Below are 13,048 nucleotides of genomic sequence, written 5' to 3' on the forward strand. Positions count from 1 at the left end.
ACGGGAGAGGACTCAGACCTCGGTCTTCTGCTGTCGGTAGAACACGAGCCCGAAGGCCAGCAGCGCCGCGATGACGATCGGGACGAACAGGAACGACTGGCCGTAGGTCTCGACGAACTGCGGCTGGAACGTGATGAGCCCGCCGCTGGTCTCGCTGAGCGTCTCGAAGACGAACGCGACCGGCAGGAGGAGGACCCAGGCGACGAGCCGCTTCATCGCCGTCCGATCGAACATCGGGCCGTCACGACCGCTCAGCGGCTCCATCCCGAGGAGCGGCTCGATCTTCCCGCGGAGCCGCGGGTACAGGAAGTACGCCGGGACCGCGCCGAAGACGATCCCCGCGACGATGATCTGGACGAGCGCGCCCATCCCCTCGGTCGCCCAGACCGTCTCCGGGAGCCACTGGATCGCTTCGAGCTCCTCGACGCCGACGTAGAACTTCCCGACGTCGATGAGCCACGCGGCGAACTCCTCCATCGCCTTCGCGAGGAACCCGAGAGCGGCGATCTGCTTCGGGTCCGACGGGTCGGTCACGAGCGCCATCACGAAGAACCACGACGCCGTGATGACGACGAGGCCCTCGATCGCGCCCAGCGCGCTGAAGTCGCCGATCAGGATCTCCCCGAAGACGATCCCGCCGACCGGGATCGCCAGGCACGCCCAGAAGGACCGGAACAGCAGGACGACCGCCATCGCGACGAACCAGAAGGGGCCGATCGAGACCCCGAGACCGCCGATCGAGAACTCCGGGAGGAGTTCCGTGATCATACTCTGCAACCCGTGCAGGGACATCACCAGAATGAACACCATCATGTCCCTGTGGTCGAAGCTGAACACCCCGTCCGTACCGCTCGATGTATTCATCGCCATCCACGCGGGAATCGAGAAACCGACTACTTAACCGATAATATGAGTGATATTTCCGGGTCGGTTCCCGCCCCGTACGGTCGGTAGCGTTGCATACCGAACAGTAGTCTATAGACGGGTACGTTCCCGAAAGGTTCGTCGAGCCTCACCGCGCTCACTCCCCGACGGCGTCCCAGCCGGGCGTCTCCGGCGCGCCGCGGGCGACCTCGACGTCGTCGGCCGACGGCGGATCGGACGCGCGCGCTCCGACCTCGCTCGCGGCGTCGGCCCACGCCTCGACCGCGCGGCCGACCCACGAGTCGGCGTCGAGGACGTCGGCGGTGGCGGCCGCGGCGCGGTCCTCGTCGACCGCGAGCGATCCCGGTCGGGAGCCGGCGGCGATGCCGACGAACGCGGCCCGGTCGGTGGCGGTGAGGCCGTCGTTCGAGAGGCGGTCGACGACGCCGGAGAGCTCCTCGGCGTCGGGGTAGGCGAACACCTTCGCGCCGACCGCCTGAGGGCCGAGCAGGGGCCCGGCGCCATCCTCGGGGTCGTCGTCGAGGAGGCGGTCGCCGCCGAACGCGGCCTCGACGCGCTCGCACTCGGACTCGACGTCGAGGTCGAGGTTCCGCCCGGGGTAGGTCGCGCACTCGTCGGGGTACAGGTCACCGCCGTGGATCCGACACTGGAGCGTCTCGGGATCGAGGAACGCGCACGTTTCGAGCCAGCGCCGCTCGGTCCCGAACGGCGCGACCGGCTTCGGGACGTGGGCGAGCCCGACGAAGAACGCGGGCCGGCCGGCGATAGCGGCGAGGCGGACGCCGTCGACGACGACGCCCGGCGTGTCTTCGTCGACCCGCCAGAGCCGCGGTCGGAGGGCGTCGCCGAGGCCGCGCTCGACGAACCGCGCGACCTCGTCGCGGGTCAGGGGGACGAAGTTGTACGCGTCGTCGAGGGGCTCGCCAGGGCCGCGGCGCTCGTGGTCCGAGGGTTCCTCGGCGATCGGCCGCCAGTCCAGACAGCAGCCGGCACAGCCCTCGCAGTTCAGTTCCATCGTGACGTCACGTCTCCGGCGGGTCGGCGTCCGGCCCCGGGTGGGTCGGTTCGGTCGCCGCGTCGACCGGCGGTCGGTCCCGGAGGACGAGCACGGGCGCGACCGCGCCGGTGGCGACCCGCTCGGCGTCATCACCCAGGAGCGCGCCCACGATCGACTCCGCACCCTCGCGCATCGCGATGACGTCGACCTCGGCGGACCGGTCGACGATGTCGCGGAGCGGCGCGTCCGTCACCGACGTCTCGGTCGCGAGCCGCGCCCCGTCGAAACCGCGGTCGCGGAGGCGCGCGGCCGCCCGCTCGACGGCGCGCTCGGGGTCGAACTCGCTTCCTTCGGTGGCGACTCCCCAGAGCGTCACGCGCGCGTCGCCCGCCGTCGAGAGGGTCGCGATCAGGTCCGCGAGGCGGCCGTCGTCGATCGACCCGCGGATCGGGACGAGCACCTCCTCGATGGCGCCGGTCGGGTTCGGGATGAGGACCGCCGTCGCGCCCACCTCGTCGGCGACGCGGTCGATCGTCTGCCGGCGGTCGTGGGTGAACACCACCCGGGTCTCGGGGTCGCCGCCGGCGCCCCGGAACGTCTCGGCGACGTCGTCGACGGCCTCCCGAGCGCGGTCCTCGAACTGGAGGCTCGCCTGTTCCGTCGGCGTCTGCTCGGGGAGGACGTGGTAGCCGAGGACGATCACCTCCGCCGGCGCCAAGTACGCCGCGAGCGGCTCGGGGACCGTCTGGCCCTCCAGGACCGCGAGCGGCAGGAGCACCACGGGCGGTTCGCGGATCGCGAGGTCGTCGGGCTGCGTGTCGGGCATCGTCAGAGCGCCCCCTTGAGTCGGACGTCGTCGGCGTAGTACTTGTACCACCCGGCGGCCGCGAGCATTATCGCGAGCCCGATGAGCTGAGATTCCAGCTGCATAAACAGGATCAGGCCCGCGCTCGCGACCGCGCCCAGCCCCGCGACGAGCCGATAGGCGGGGACGCGGAACGCGGGGTCGTACCACGCGGGCTCGTCGCGCCGCATCGCGATGAGGGCGACGCACATCAGGCAGTACATCACCAGGTGGAGGAACGAGGCGACCTCCGCGAGCACCTCGACCTCGCCGAGCGCGACGAGCACGAGCACCGGCCCGCCCGCCATCGACAGCGCGACGTGCGGCGTCCCGTAGCGGAGGTTCATCCGCCCGGCGACGCCGGGGATGAGCGCGTCCTTGCTCACCGCGAACACGGCCCGCGAGGTCGAGAGGATCGACGCGTTCGCGCTCGAAACGGTGGCGAGCAGGCCGGCGACGAGGATCGCGATCGCGCCCGCCGCGCCGACGAAGTCACGGGCGACCTCCACGATCGCGGTCTCGCCGAACGACGCCAGTTCGGCGCTGGTGAAGGCGCTCGTCGCGACGAAGATGGTCGCGACGTAGAGGACGCCGACGATGACGACCGAGGCGACCATCGCCAGCGGGAGGTTGCGGCCGGGCTGTTTGATGTCGCCCGCGACGGTCGCGACCTGGGCGAAACCGAGGTACGAGGTGAAGACGAGCGCCGCGGTCGTGAACACCGGCGTCAGGCCGAACGGCGCGAACGTCTCCGGCGTGCTGGCGCGGCCGAACACGCCGACGGCGTCGAGGCCGCCGTAGCCGAGGAAGAAGACCAAGATGGCGAGCAGGAGGCCGACGACGTAGTTCTGGAGCGCCGCGGCGTTTTCGGTCCCGAAGAGGTTCAGCGCGGTGAGGAAGACGCCGAAGACGAGCGCCAGCGGGACCACGACGGGCACGCCGCCGACGGCGACGCCGGCCTCCGCGAGCACGGCGGCCGCGTAGTTGCCGAAGCCGACGAGGTAGAACGCGGTCGCGAACACGAGGCCGAGCCAGATGCTGATCCCCACGACCGCGCCCGGAAGCGCCCCGAGCGCCCGGGAGATGAAGTAGTAGCCCCCGCCGGACTTCGGCATCGCGGTCGCCAGCTCGGACGCCGGGAGCGCGACGAGCAGGGCGATCACCGCCCCGAGGCCGAACGAGAGCGCCGCGGCGGGCCCCGCGCGGCCGGCCGCCAGCCCCGGGAAGACGAAGATGCCCGCGCCGATCATCGTCCCGACGCCGATCGCGATGCCGCCCGAGAGACCGATCGTCCGCTCCAGTTCGGTGCCCGCCTCGGTGACCGACGGCTCGTCCGCCCCCTCGGCGGTCGTCACCGCCACCGTCTGCGGCGCCTCCCCGTCGCGGTTCTCCCCCTCGGGGGGCCTCGCAGGCTCCGAAGCTGTCATTCGATCGATCGTTCGACGTGGGGGTAGTAGAAACCCCGGGCCGACGGGTCGGGGGCGGAGCGGGATCGTTCCGCGCCGGAGGACGTTTCACTCCCGGACGCCCAGAATCGAGTATGACGAGCGAACCCTGCGAGGCCTGCGGCCGGTCGGTCCGGATCGCCGGCGGCATCGGCGACTTCTGGTCGTTCGAGGGGCAATCGAGCGGCGGGATGACGCTGGAGCTCGACGACGGCGGCGAGTACTTCCTGTGTCTGGACTGCATCGACCGCCTGCCGGACGACCGGGAAGTGACGAGCGAGGACGTCGAGTCGCTGTGAAGAAGCGGGGCAGTGACGTCCCGACGGCGTGACCGCCCGCCGTCTGAAGGGTTTTTATCCGCGTGCGGCACAGGGTCGGTGTGGACCCCGATCGGATCCCCGAGTCGTTCCCCGCCCCGAGCTTCCGCGGCACGCAAGAGCAAGCGCTCGCGGACATCCGCGACGCCTTCGCCGCGGGCAACGACGTCGTCCTCGTGCGCGCGCCGACCGGGAGCGGCAAGTCGCTCCTCGCGCGGGCGATAGCGGGCGCGGCCGCGACGACCGACGACGTGACGCCCGCCGAGGCGACAGACGCCTACTACACGACGCCGCAGGTCTCCCAGCTCGACGACGTCGCCGCCGACCCCCTGCTCGACGACCTGAACGTCATCCGGGGCAAGTCGAACTACACCTGCATCCTCAACGGCGAGACCGACACGCCCGTCGACCGGGCGCCCTGCGTCCGACAGTCGGGGTTCGACTGCTCGGTCCGGCACCGCTGTCCGTACTTCTCCGATCGCGCGATCGCCTCGAACCGCCGGATCGCCGCGATGACGCTGGCGTACTTCATGCAGACCGCCGGCTCCGACGTGTTCCGCAAGCGGGACGTCGTCGTGATCGACGAGGCCCACGGCCTCGCGGAGTGGGCCGAGATGTACGCGACCGTCGACCTGAACCCCCGGACGGTCCCCGTCTGGGACGACGTCGGCGTCCCGGACGTCGCCGGCGCCACCGACACCCTCGAACGGACGGTGCGCTTCGCCGAGACGCTCGCGGGCGTCTGCGAGCGCGCGAAGGACGACCTCCTGCGGAAGCCGGAACTGACGCCGGACGAGGCGGCGCGGCGGGACCGCCTCCAGGAACTGCGGTCCGAACTCCAGTGGTTCGTCGAGGACTACCGCGACCCCGAGAGCCCGACCACCTGGGTCGTCGACCAGCCCGACGGCGAGGGCGGCCCGATCACGATCAAGCCGCTCGATCCCGCCCGGTACCTCCACCACACGGTCTGGGACCGCGGCAACAAATTTGCCCTTCTATCGGCGACGATCCTCAACAAGGCGGCCTTCTGCCGCGGCGTCGGCCTCGACCCCGCGAACGTCGCCCTCGTCGACGTCGAGCACACCTTCCCGGTCGAGAACCGCCCGCTGTACGACGTCACCCAGGGGAAGATGACCTACGAGGAGCGCGACGAGACCCTACCCAAGATCGCGCGGACGCTCGTTCGGATTATGGCGAAGCACAGCGACGAGAAGGGGCTCGTCCACTGCCACTCCTACGCGATCCAGTCCGAACTCCGGAAGCGACTCGCCCAGCTCGGCCTCGGGGGTCGCGTCCGAGCGCACGACCGCGAGGACCGCGACGCCGAACTCGAATCCTGGAAGGCGACCGACGACCCCGACGTCTTCCTCTCGGTGAAGATGGAGGAGGCGCTCGACCTCGCGGGCGATCTCTGCCGCTGGCAGGTCGTCTGCAAGGCGCCGTATCTCAACACCAACGACTCCCGCGTGGCCCGCCGGCTGGAGGAGGGCCAGTGGTCCTGGTATCGACGGACCGCCCTCCGGACGGTGATTCAGGCCTGCGGGCGCGTCGTCCGCGCCCCCGACGACTACGGCGCGACGTACCTCGCGGACTCCTCCCTGCTCGATCTCTTCGAGCGCACGCGGGGCGATATGCCGGCGTGGTTCCGCGACCAGGTCGATCGGCTCTCGACGCCCGACCTCCCCGCGTTCGACCAGGTCGCGGCCGGCGGCCGCGGCGGACCGTCCCGATCGAACCGCGGGAACACAGGGGACGGAGGCCGGCAGGGCGCGCGGTCCCGCGGCAGGTCCGCGTCGCGCTCGGCGCGGTCCGGAGCGAACGGCAGTCAGCGCGACCGGAGCGACCGAAGCAGCGGCACCGACGGCGGAAGCGGGAGCGGGAGTGAGAGCGGGAGTGGCGGCGACGACCGATCGGATCACCCGCTCTCTGACGTCTGGGGCGATCGGTAGCGTCCGGCCGGCTCAGAACAGCAGCGCGGCGCCGTACGCGAACGACGACCCGACCATCAGGAGAACGAGGACGAGCGCGAGCAGTTGCTGGCGGTCCATACCCCCGGTAGCGGCCGCACCGATTCAATACTTTCGGCGCTCTCCGACCCCGTCGGATTGTGAGAGTACACGGGAATCGAACGAATTGCGAAACAGATACGTAATGAACGTTAATTTATGTTTACATCAGCAAACCGAATACGCGAGTAATCAACTGAACGTTTTGCATTATAGCGGATCGATATGTGTTTGGGACGGTATATCACAGAATACTTAACATCCCTAGTCGCGTTGGGTCAGGTGTCCCGCAATGTATACCCACGGGCTGAACACGGCGATGACGCTATACCAGACCGGCACACTGACACTCTCGCAGGCGGCGGCCCGCGCGGGTCGCTCGACGGAGGCGTTCGCGACGGCGCTCGAACGCCACGGGATCACGATCCGCGAAAAGCAGCTCCGGCCGGGACCGGCGAGCGGACCGGCACCGACCGACGGACCGACCCGGGCGGACTGACCGAAGGCCCGTTCTCCGGCTCTCAGGACGCGTCCGCGTCGTCAGTGTCCACCGCGTCCGCCGGGAGGACGTGGAGGCCCGCGCGGCTCTTTATCACGGGAACGGTATCGGCGTCGCCGTCGACGTACGACGGCCGTGCGATCGTTTTTGACTCGTAGGTCTCGGGGTCGAGCACCTGGATCGCGTACTCGTCTTCGACGGCGACGACGGTGGTCTCCGAAGCGTCCCCGACCGTGCCGAGCCGTCGCGCGTCGGGCGTCTCGCCCTCCTCGAAGGACGCCTCGTAGGGGTCACCGGTGGCGAGGCGGACCCCCTTGAGGTTGCCGCGGACGCTCCGGACGAGGACCGGACCGTCATCGTCGTCGGGGTCGATGACGTCGCCGGGCGTGAACTTGGGGAGGCGGACGGCGTAGGTCACGCGGTAGACCTCGTTGCCGTCGCTGTCTTCGGTCACGAGCGTCGGGTACTCCTCGACGTGGCCGCCGAGTTCGCGGACGATCCGCTTTGCGACCCCGCCGCCGATCTGGTTCGTCGAGAGCTTGATGTCGGTGCCGTCGCCCGTCTCTGTGACCTCCGAGACGAACGCGTTGCGGTCGCCGGTCGCCTCGCGCTCGGCGACGTACGCTTCGGCGATCTCGACCGCGCGCTGTTCTTCCTCGGCCGTGGGCGTCCGCTCGTCGGCCCGGATCTGGACGATGCTGGCGTAGTAGCCGCCGGCGATCCGGCCGCAGCGATCGCAGGTCTGCCGGGAGATGAAGACCGGGACGGTCACCTGCTCCTCGCGGTAGGTGTCGCGGACGATCCCCGAGAAGGTGCAGTGCATCCGGATGGTGTTTTCGTCCACCTGTTCGGGCTCGACGCCCCAGCGGACGTCCTCGGCCTTCAGGTGGACGCCGAGCGCCTCGGTCACCTGCTCGACCGCGACGTCGGTGTAGTCGCGGGCGCCGACGTCGACCCAGCGGTTGCCCTCGTGGACCGCCCCGCACTGGGAGCACACCCGGACCTCGATCCGGTCGGGGGCGTCGACGAGGTCGAAGTCCGCGAAGTAGCAGTCGTCACAGAGGACGGCGTCGCGCTCGCGGGGCTCGCCCGGGAGGGGCTCCTCGCGCTCCGGCACCGGATCCCCGCACCGCGGACAGAAGTCGCCCGAACTCATCGTCACACGTAGACGACCGAGGCGGTTAAGCGCGACGAAGCGGGGCGGTCGACGGCGACGGCGACACGAATCGGGCGCGTCCGTCGGCCCCAACACCGTTTATTAGCCCGAAGCCGTAGACGCGGGTATGGAGTGGAAATCCGACTGGGGACTCCGGGGCCGGATGGTCCTGACGATGTTCCTGCTCTTTGCCCTCTACATCGTGTTCGTCGGCGCGCTGTGGTGGACGGACTCGTTCGTCTTCCTCCCGCTTATGGGCGCGTTCGTCCTCGCGCAGTTCTTCTTCAGCGACCGGCTCGCGCTCTACAGCATGGGCGCGAAGACGGTCACAGAAGAGGAGTATCCCGAACTCCACGCGACCGTCTCGCGGCTCAGCCAGCAGGCGGACCTGCCGAAGCCGACCGTCGCCGTCGCCGATTCACGGGTGCCGAACGCCTTCGCGGCCGGGCGGTCCCAGAAGAAGGCGACCGTTTGTGTGACGACCGGGCTGCTGCGGACGCTCGACCGCGACGAGCTCGAAGGCGTGATCGCCCACGAACTCGCCCACGTGAAGAACCGCGACGTGATGGTGATGACGATCGCGTCGTTCCTCTCGACGGTCGCGTTCATGATCGTCCGGATGGGCTTTTGGTTCGGCGGCGGCCGCGACCGCCAGGGCGGGGGCGGGATCATCGTCGCGATCGTGGCCTCGCTCGTCGTCTGGATCGTCTCGTTCTTCCTGATCCGGGCGCTGTCGCGCTACCGCGAGTTCGCCGCCGACCGGGGCGGCGCGCTCATCACCGGCCAGCCCTCGGCGCTGGCGTCGGCGCTCTTGACGATCGACGGCCGGATGGACCGAGTGCCCAGGGAGGACCTCCGCGAGCAGTCCGAGATGAACGCGTTCTTCATCGTTCCCCTGAAGAGCGACTTCATCGGGAAACTGTTCAGCACGCACCCCGCGACCGAAAAGCGCGTCGAGCGCCTCCGCGAACTGGAACGGGAGATGGAGACCCAGTAACGGATGGGCCTCTTCGACACCATCAGGGCCGTCCTCGGCACGAGCGCCGAGGCGGACGCGACCCGCGACGCCGACCCCGAGGACCTCTTCGGGATAAGCACCGCCTACGTCACGATGGAGGCCGACCTCGGCTTTCGTTCCGTGGGCGCGGCGGCGCTCTGCTTTTCGGGCGTCGACAGCACCGACTTCGAGGCGACTGTCGACGACGTCGAGGCGATCCTCCGCGCCGGCGAGGAAGAGACCGGGACCACCTTCGACGTCCGCGAGGACAGCCACGGCTGGGAGTGGGTCGTCCTCCGCGACGACGACCCCGAGGACCTCGTCACCTCGGTCCACTTCGCGGCCGACGAGTTCCGCGAGCGCGGCTACGGCTCGCGCCTGCTCGCGGCCGTGTTCGGGTTCGAGCGCGAGGGCGACGGCGACCGCGCCTACTGGATCTACTCGTTCCGGCGCGGGGCGTACTACCCGTTCGCGCCCGAGCGGGGCAAAGAGCGGAATCAGCGCCTCGAATTCAAGCTCGAATCCGTCCTCGACGGAGAACTGGAACTCGAAGGCGACGAGTCCTACTGGTACCCGATGTGGCCCGACCGCGACGGCGGCCACCCCTGGGACTGACAGGCAGGGTCGCTGAAAGAGCCGACTGAGTCTCCGCGGGCTATTTACCCGTCGGACCGGTGGACAGAAGCGATGCCCTCCAGACAACAGCCGACGCGCCGCCGGCTGCTCGCCGCGGCCGGGTCCCTCCTCGGCGCGACTGCGCTCGCGGGCTGCGGCGGCAGCGGCTCGGCGTCGGGGTCCTCCCGGGTCGCGCCCGGATCCGACCCGCCCGAGGACGCGCTCGTCGACCCGCCGCACGTCAGCCTCCGGAACGGCGACAGAGAACCGATCGTGTGGAGCGAGACGCCGAGCGAGACCGAGTCCGCCGGCGCCGGCGGCGAAACGCCCGAGATCGACAGCTGGACGCATCACGTCGTCGCCAGCGACGAGGCCGCCGCGGCCCTCACCTTCGCCGACGTCGACGGCGTCGACGAGGCGCGGGCGTTCCTCGACGAGACGGACTTCGGCTCGGAGACGGTCTACGTCGAGCGGCACCTCGTCGGCGAGTGTTACCACCACCGGCTCTGTTGGGTCCGCTGGACCGACTCGGAGATCGAGACCGACTACGCGCGGGTGCTCCGCGACGCCGACGTCGCCTGCGAGGCCGACGCCCGCGACGTGGTGACGAACCTGATCCGCCTCCCCGCGACGCTGGAGCCGGGCCAGATCAACAGTTACGGTTCGAGCGGCGGCGGAGGCCGGTGCCGCCGGCCCGAGGGCGGCGAACCGACGGAGGTGGACGCGTCGTGAGCCGGGAGCGTTCGGCGATCGGCCGGCGGCGACTCCTGGCGATCTCCGGCACGGGCGCGCTCGCGGCGCTCGCCGGCTGTTCGGGCTTTCTGTCCGGGGAGAGCGAGCCGACCGTCGACGCCGACGCGCTGGCCGAGGCGGTGAGCAGCGACGCGCCGGCGGTCCCGGAGACAGTCCCTATCGACATCGAGGCGTCGTTCGTCGACGAACAGGAGTCGATCGCGCGCTCGGCGCTCGACGGCGTGCCCGCGCCGTTCGACCGCGAGGAGATCCCCAACGGCGTGATCCGCGAGCGGCTGAACGGCGTCTACGAGTCCGCGACCGAGTCGATCGACCGGGTCGACGAGGCGCTGACGCCGTACGACCGCCTCGACCGGGCGAACGGCGCCCGCGTCGACGCTCACGAGGTCCAAGCGGCGTGGCGCGCGATCGATACGGACCTGACGGTCTCGGAACTCACAGCCGAGGCGCCGGCCATCGCGGGGAGCGTCGACGAGGTCGACGCGCGGTGGTCCTACGTCGGCGACGATCCGGTCCGGGCGGTGGTCGTCCACGACGAGATCGGCACCGAGATCCGCGCCGCGCGGAACTGGCTCGACTCCCGGCACCGCCGCACCGCCCACGACGGCGGCACGGCGCTCGAAGTCGGGGCGCTCGCCTCGGACCACGAGCGCGCCCGGACGAGCGTCGCGGTCGCGTCGTACCTCTTCGATCGGTTCCGGGCGAGCCTCGACGCCAGCGCCGACCTGCGCCCGCGCTTCGAGGCGGCCCGCGCGACGCTCCGGACGCGAGTGCTCGACCGGATGGAGTCGCTGCCGCCCCGGGACGTCGACGAGCCGACGTCGCTCGTCGATCGGGACGTCGGCGAGACGGCGGGCGTGCGGGCGCTCGCCAGCCTGGGCTCGGACGCCCGGTTCCGCGCCGACAGCGTCGCCGACGCCGAAAGCGACGAGGGGCCCTCTCCCGCGAGCGACGTCCTCTCGCTGGCCGACGTCCTGGTGTACGTCCGCGCGTTCGCGTCCCTCCGCGAGCGGATCGAGGACGGCGACGACATCGCCGTCGAGGGCGTCGAGGACGTGGCCGCGGTCCGCGAATCGGCGATCGACGCCGTCGCCGAGGCTCGCGACGCGGACCGCGGAGCGCTCCTCGTCGACGCGATGCTCCCCGGGTTCGCCAGCGAGATCCGCTGGGCCGACGACCGCATGGGGCGGGCCTCGGGCACCGTCAGGGTCGATTCGGTCGCCTACGACGCCATCGACTACGTGGTCGCTGGCGCGACCTGTCGGGCGCTCCCGCCGGTGTGTGCCGAGGCCGCGACCGCGCTCCGGAACGGCTCCTCCTGAGTCTCGACCGCGCTTTTCACCGATAAACGTTCGCGCCCGCGATCGAGTCGCGTCGCCCGCGTCCGGCGCTTTCACTTTCACCACGGTGTTAACGAGGGTTTATGTGGGCGTGGGCCTCAGAGGAGGGTACGATGCCAGAAGACGATCTCGAGAGTCTCCCGGGAGTCGGCCCAGCGACAGCGGACAAACTCGTCGAAGCGGGATTCGAGAGCTACCAGGCGATCGCGGTCGCGAGCCCGGGCGAGATGTCGAACACGGCGGACGTGGGGGAGTCGACCGCCGCGGACATCATCAACGCCGCGCGCGAGGCCGCCGACATCGGCGGCTTCGAGACGGGCGCGGCGGTGCTGGAGCGACGCGAGCAGATCGGCAAGCTCTCCTGGCGGATCCCCGAGGTCGACGAGCTGCTCGGCGGCGGGATCGAGACCCAGTCCATCACCGAGGTCTACGGGGAGTTCGGGGCCGGCAAGTCCCAGGTGACCCACCAGATGGCCGTTAACGTCCAACTGCCCCCCGAACACGGCGGGCTCGGCGGCTCCTGTATCTTCATCGACTCCGAGGACACCTTCCGCCCCGAGCGGATCGACGACATGGTCCGCGGCCTCGACGACGAGGTCATCGAGGACCTGCTCGAACGCCGCGAGATCGAGGGCACTCCGGGCGACGACGAGACGATGTCGGACCTGCTCGATTCGTTCCTGGACCACATCCACGTCGCGAAGGCGTTCAACTCCAACCACCAGATCCTCCTCGCCGAGAAGGCCAAGGAGCTCGCCCGCGACAACGAGGAGGCGGAGTTCCCCGTCCGCCTGCTCTGTGTCGACTCGCTGACCGCGCACTTCCGCGCGGAGTACGTCGGCCGGGGCGAACTCGCCGAGCGCCAGCAGAAGCTCAACAAGCACCTCCACGACCTGATGCGGATCGGCGACCTCTACAACACCGCCGTCCTGGTGACGAACCAGGTCGCCTCCAACCCGGACTCGTACTTCGGCGACCCGACCCAGCCGATCGGCGGCAACATCCTGGGCCACACCTCGACGTTCCGGATGTACCTCCGGAAGTCGAAGGGCGACAAGCGGATCGTCCGCCTCGTGGACGCGCCGAACCTCGCCGACGGCGAGGCCGTGATGCGCGTCCAAGACGAGGGGCTCAAGCCCGAGTAACCGACCGGCGCACACCCACACGGGTCGTTGCAGAGCCGCGACAATCGGC

General features: G+C 70.1%; 13 protein-coding genes. 8 read left to right on the forward strand and 5 right to left on the reverse strand.

Going from position 1 to position 13,048, the window contains the following annotated elements; translation table 11 throughout:
- Window positions 1-12: 12 nt before the first annotated feature.
- From OS889_RS01110 to OS889_RS01125, 4 genes are all read right to left on the reverse strand, one after another.
- Window positions 13-870: a DUF8171 family membrane protein gene (locus tag OS889_RS01110; protein WP_372386638.1), complete on the reverse strand. Its 858-nt coding sequence runs from the start codon at window positions 868-870 to the stop codon at window positions 13-15.
- Window positions 871-1,021: 151 nt separating this feature from the next.
- Window positions 1,022-1,900, reverse strand: coding sequence for a YkgJ family cysteine cluster protein (locus tag OS889_RS01115; RefSeq protein WP_372386639.1), 879 nt, complete (start codon window positions 1,898-1,900; stop codon window positions 1,022-1,024).
- 7 nt (window positions 1,901-1,907) lie between these two features.
- On the reverse strand, window positions 1,908-2,708 hold the full coding sequence (locus OS889_RS01120) for a putative universal stress family protein (protein ID WP_372386641.1): 801 nt from the start codon (window positions 2,706-2,708) through the stop codon (window positions 1,908-1,910).
- A 2-nt stretch (window positions 2,709-2,710) separates the two neighbouring features.
- Complete coding sequence (locus OS889_RS01125) at window positions 2,711-4,153, reverse strand: APC family permease (protein ID WP_372386642.1); 1,443 nt, start codon at window positions 4,151-4,153, stop codon at window positions 2,711-2,713.
- A gap of 113 nt (window positions 4,154-4,266) precedes the next feature.
- Here OS889_RS01125 and OS889_RS01130 point away from each other — a divergent pair, with 113 nt between their 5' ends.
- The 3 genes from OS889_RS01130 (at window position 4,267) to OS889_RS01140 (ending at window position 6,993) form a co-directional block, all read left to right on the forward strand.
- On the forward strand, window positions 4,267-4,470 hold the full coding sequence (locus OS889_RS01130) for a DUF7561 family protein (protein ID WP_372386643.1): 204 nt from the start codon (window positions 4,267-4,269) through the stop codon (window positions 4,468-4,470).
- A gap of 80 nt (window positions 4,471-4,550) precedes the next feature.
- Window positions 4,551-6,437 (forward strand): helicase C-terminal domain-containing protein, encoded by a 1,887-nt coding sequence (locus OS889_RS01135; protein ID WP_372386644.1) that lies wholly within the window; start codon window positions 4,551-4,553, stop codon window positions 6,435-6,437.
- Between the two features lie 349 nt (window positions 6,438-6,786).
- Window positions 6,787-6,993: a DUF7317 family protein gene (locus OS889_RS01140; protein WP_372386645.1), complete on the forward strand. Its 207-nt coding sequence runs from the start codon at window positions 6,787-6,789 to the stop codon at window positions 6,991-6,993.
- A 22-nt stretch (window positions 6,994-7,015) separates the two neighbouring features.
- Here the strand turns inward: OS889_RS01140 and OS889_RS01145 are convergent, their stop codons facing one another.
- Window positions 7,016-8,149: a 60S ribosomal export protein NMD3 gene (locus tag OS889_RS01145; RefSeq protein WP_372386646.1), complete on the reverse strand. Its 1,134-nt coding sequence runs from the start codon at window positions 8,147-8,149 to the stop codon at window positions 7,016-7,018.
- A 127-nt stretch (window positions 8,150-8,276) separates the two neighbouring features.
- Between OS889_RS01145 and htpX the strand changes: the two genes are divergently transcribed.
- From htpX to radA, 5 genes are all read left to right on the forward strand, one after another.
- Window positions 8,277-9,146, forward strand: a complete 870-nt coding sequence (gene htpX / locus OS889_RS01150; protein WP_372386647.1) for a zinc metalloprotease HtpX — start codon at window positions 8,277-8,279, stop codon at window positions 9,144-9,146.
- 3 nt (window positions 9,147-9,149) lie between these two features.
- Window positions 9,150-9,761 (forward strand): PspA-associated protein PspAB, encoded by a 612-nt coding sequence (pspAB, locus tag OS889_RS01155; protein ID WP_372386648.1) that lies wholly within the window; start codon window positions 9,150-9,152, stop codon window positions 9,759-9,761.
- A 72-nt stretch (window positions 9,762-9,833) separates the two neighbouring features.
- Complete coding sequence (locus OS889_RS01160; RefSeq protein ID WP_372386649.1) at window positions 9,834-10,493, forward strand: hypothetical protein; 660 nt, start codon at window positions 9,834-9,836, stop codon at window positions 10,491-10,493.
- Window positions 10,490-11,836, forward strand: a complete 1,347-nt coding sequence (locus OS889_RS01165; RefSeq protein WP_372386650.1) for a hypothetical protein — start codon at window positions 10,490-10,492, stop codon at window positions 11,834-11,836. The genes OS889_RS01160 and OS889_RS01165 overlap by 4 nt, the downstream gene beginning before the upstream one ends.
- A 131-nt stretch (window positions 11,837-11,967) precedes the next feature.
- Window positions 11,968-12,999: a DNA repair and recombination protein RadA gene (radA, locus tag OS889_RS01170; RefSeq protein ID WP_372386651.1), complete on the forward strand. Its 1,032-nt coding sequence runs from the start codon at window positions 11,968-11,970 to the stop codon at window positions 12,997-12,999.
- The last annotated feature ends 49 nt before the right edge of the window (window positions 13,000-13,048 follow it).

Origin of the sequence: Halobellus sp. MBLA0158 (assembly GCF_041477585.1) — an archaeon.
GTDB classification, from domain to species: Archaea; Halobacteriota; Halobacteria; order Halobacteriales; family Haloferacaceae; genus Haloquadratum; species Haloquadratum rubicundus.

Bases quoted from the DNA above. Each gene is read 5' to 3' on its own strand.
- OS889_RS01110 (WP_372386638.1), bottom strand. From the start codon at position 870: ATGGCGATGAATACATCGAGCGGTACGGACGGGGTGTTCAGCTTCGAC.
- OS889_RS01115 (WP_372386639.1), bottom strand. From the start codon at position 1,900: ATGGAACTGAACTGCGAGGGCTGTGCCGGCTGCTGTCTGGACTGGCGG.
- OS889_RS01120 (WP_372386641.1), bottom strand. From the start codon at position 2,708: ATGCCCGACACGCAGCCCGACGACCTCGCGATCCGCGAACCGCCCGTG.
- OS889_RS01125 (WP_372386642.1), bottom strand. From the start codon at position 4,153: ATGACAGCTTCGGAGCCTGCGAGGCCCCCCGAGGGGGAGAACCGCGAC.
- OS889_RS01130 (WP_372386643.1), top strand. From the start codon at position 4,267: ATGACGAGCGAACCCTGCGAGGCCTGCGGCCGGTCGGTCCGGATCGCC.
- OS889_RS01140 (WP_372386645.1), top strand. From the start codon at position 6,787: ATGTATACCCACGGGCTGAACACGGCGATGACGCTATACCAGACCGGC.
- OS889_RS01145 (WP_372386646.1), bottom strand. From the start codon at position 8,149: ATGAGTTCGGGCGACTTCTGTCCGCGGTGCGGGGATCCGGTGCCGGAG.
- htpX (WP_372386647.1), top strand. From the start codon at position 8,277: ATGGAGTGGAAATCCGACTGGGGACTCCGGGGCCGGATGGTCCTGACG.
- pspAB (WP_372386648.1), top strand. From the start codon at position 9,150: ATGGGCCTCTTCGACACCATCAGGGCCGTCCTCGGCACGAGCGCCGAG.
- OS889_RS01160 (WP_372386649.1), top strand. From the start codon at position 9,834: ATGCCCTCCAGACAACAGCCGACGCGCCGCCGGCTGCTCGCCGCGGCC.
- radA (WP_372386651.1), top strand. From the start codon at position 11,968: ATGCCAGAAGACGATCTCGAGAGTCTCCCGGGAGTCGGCCCAGCGACA.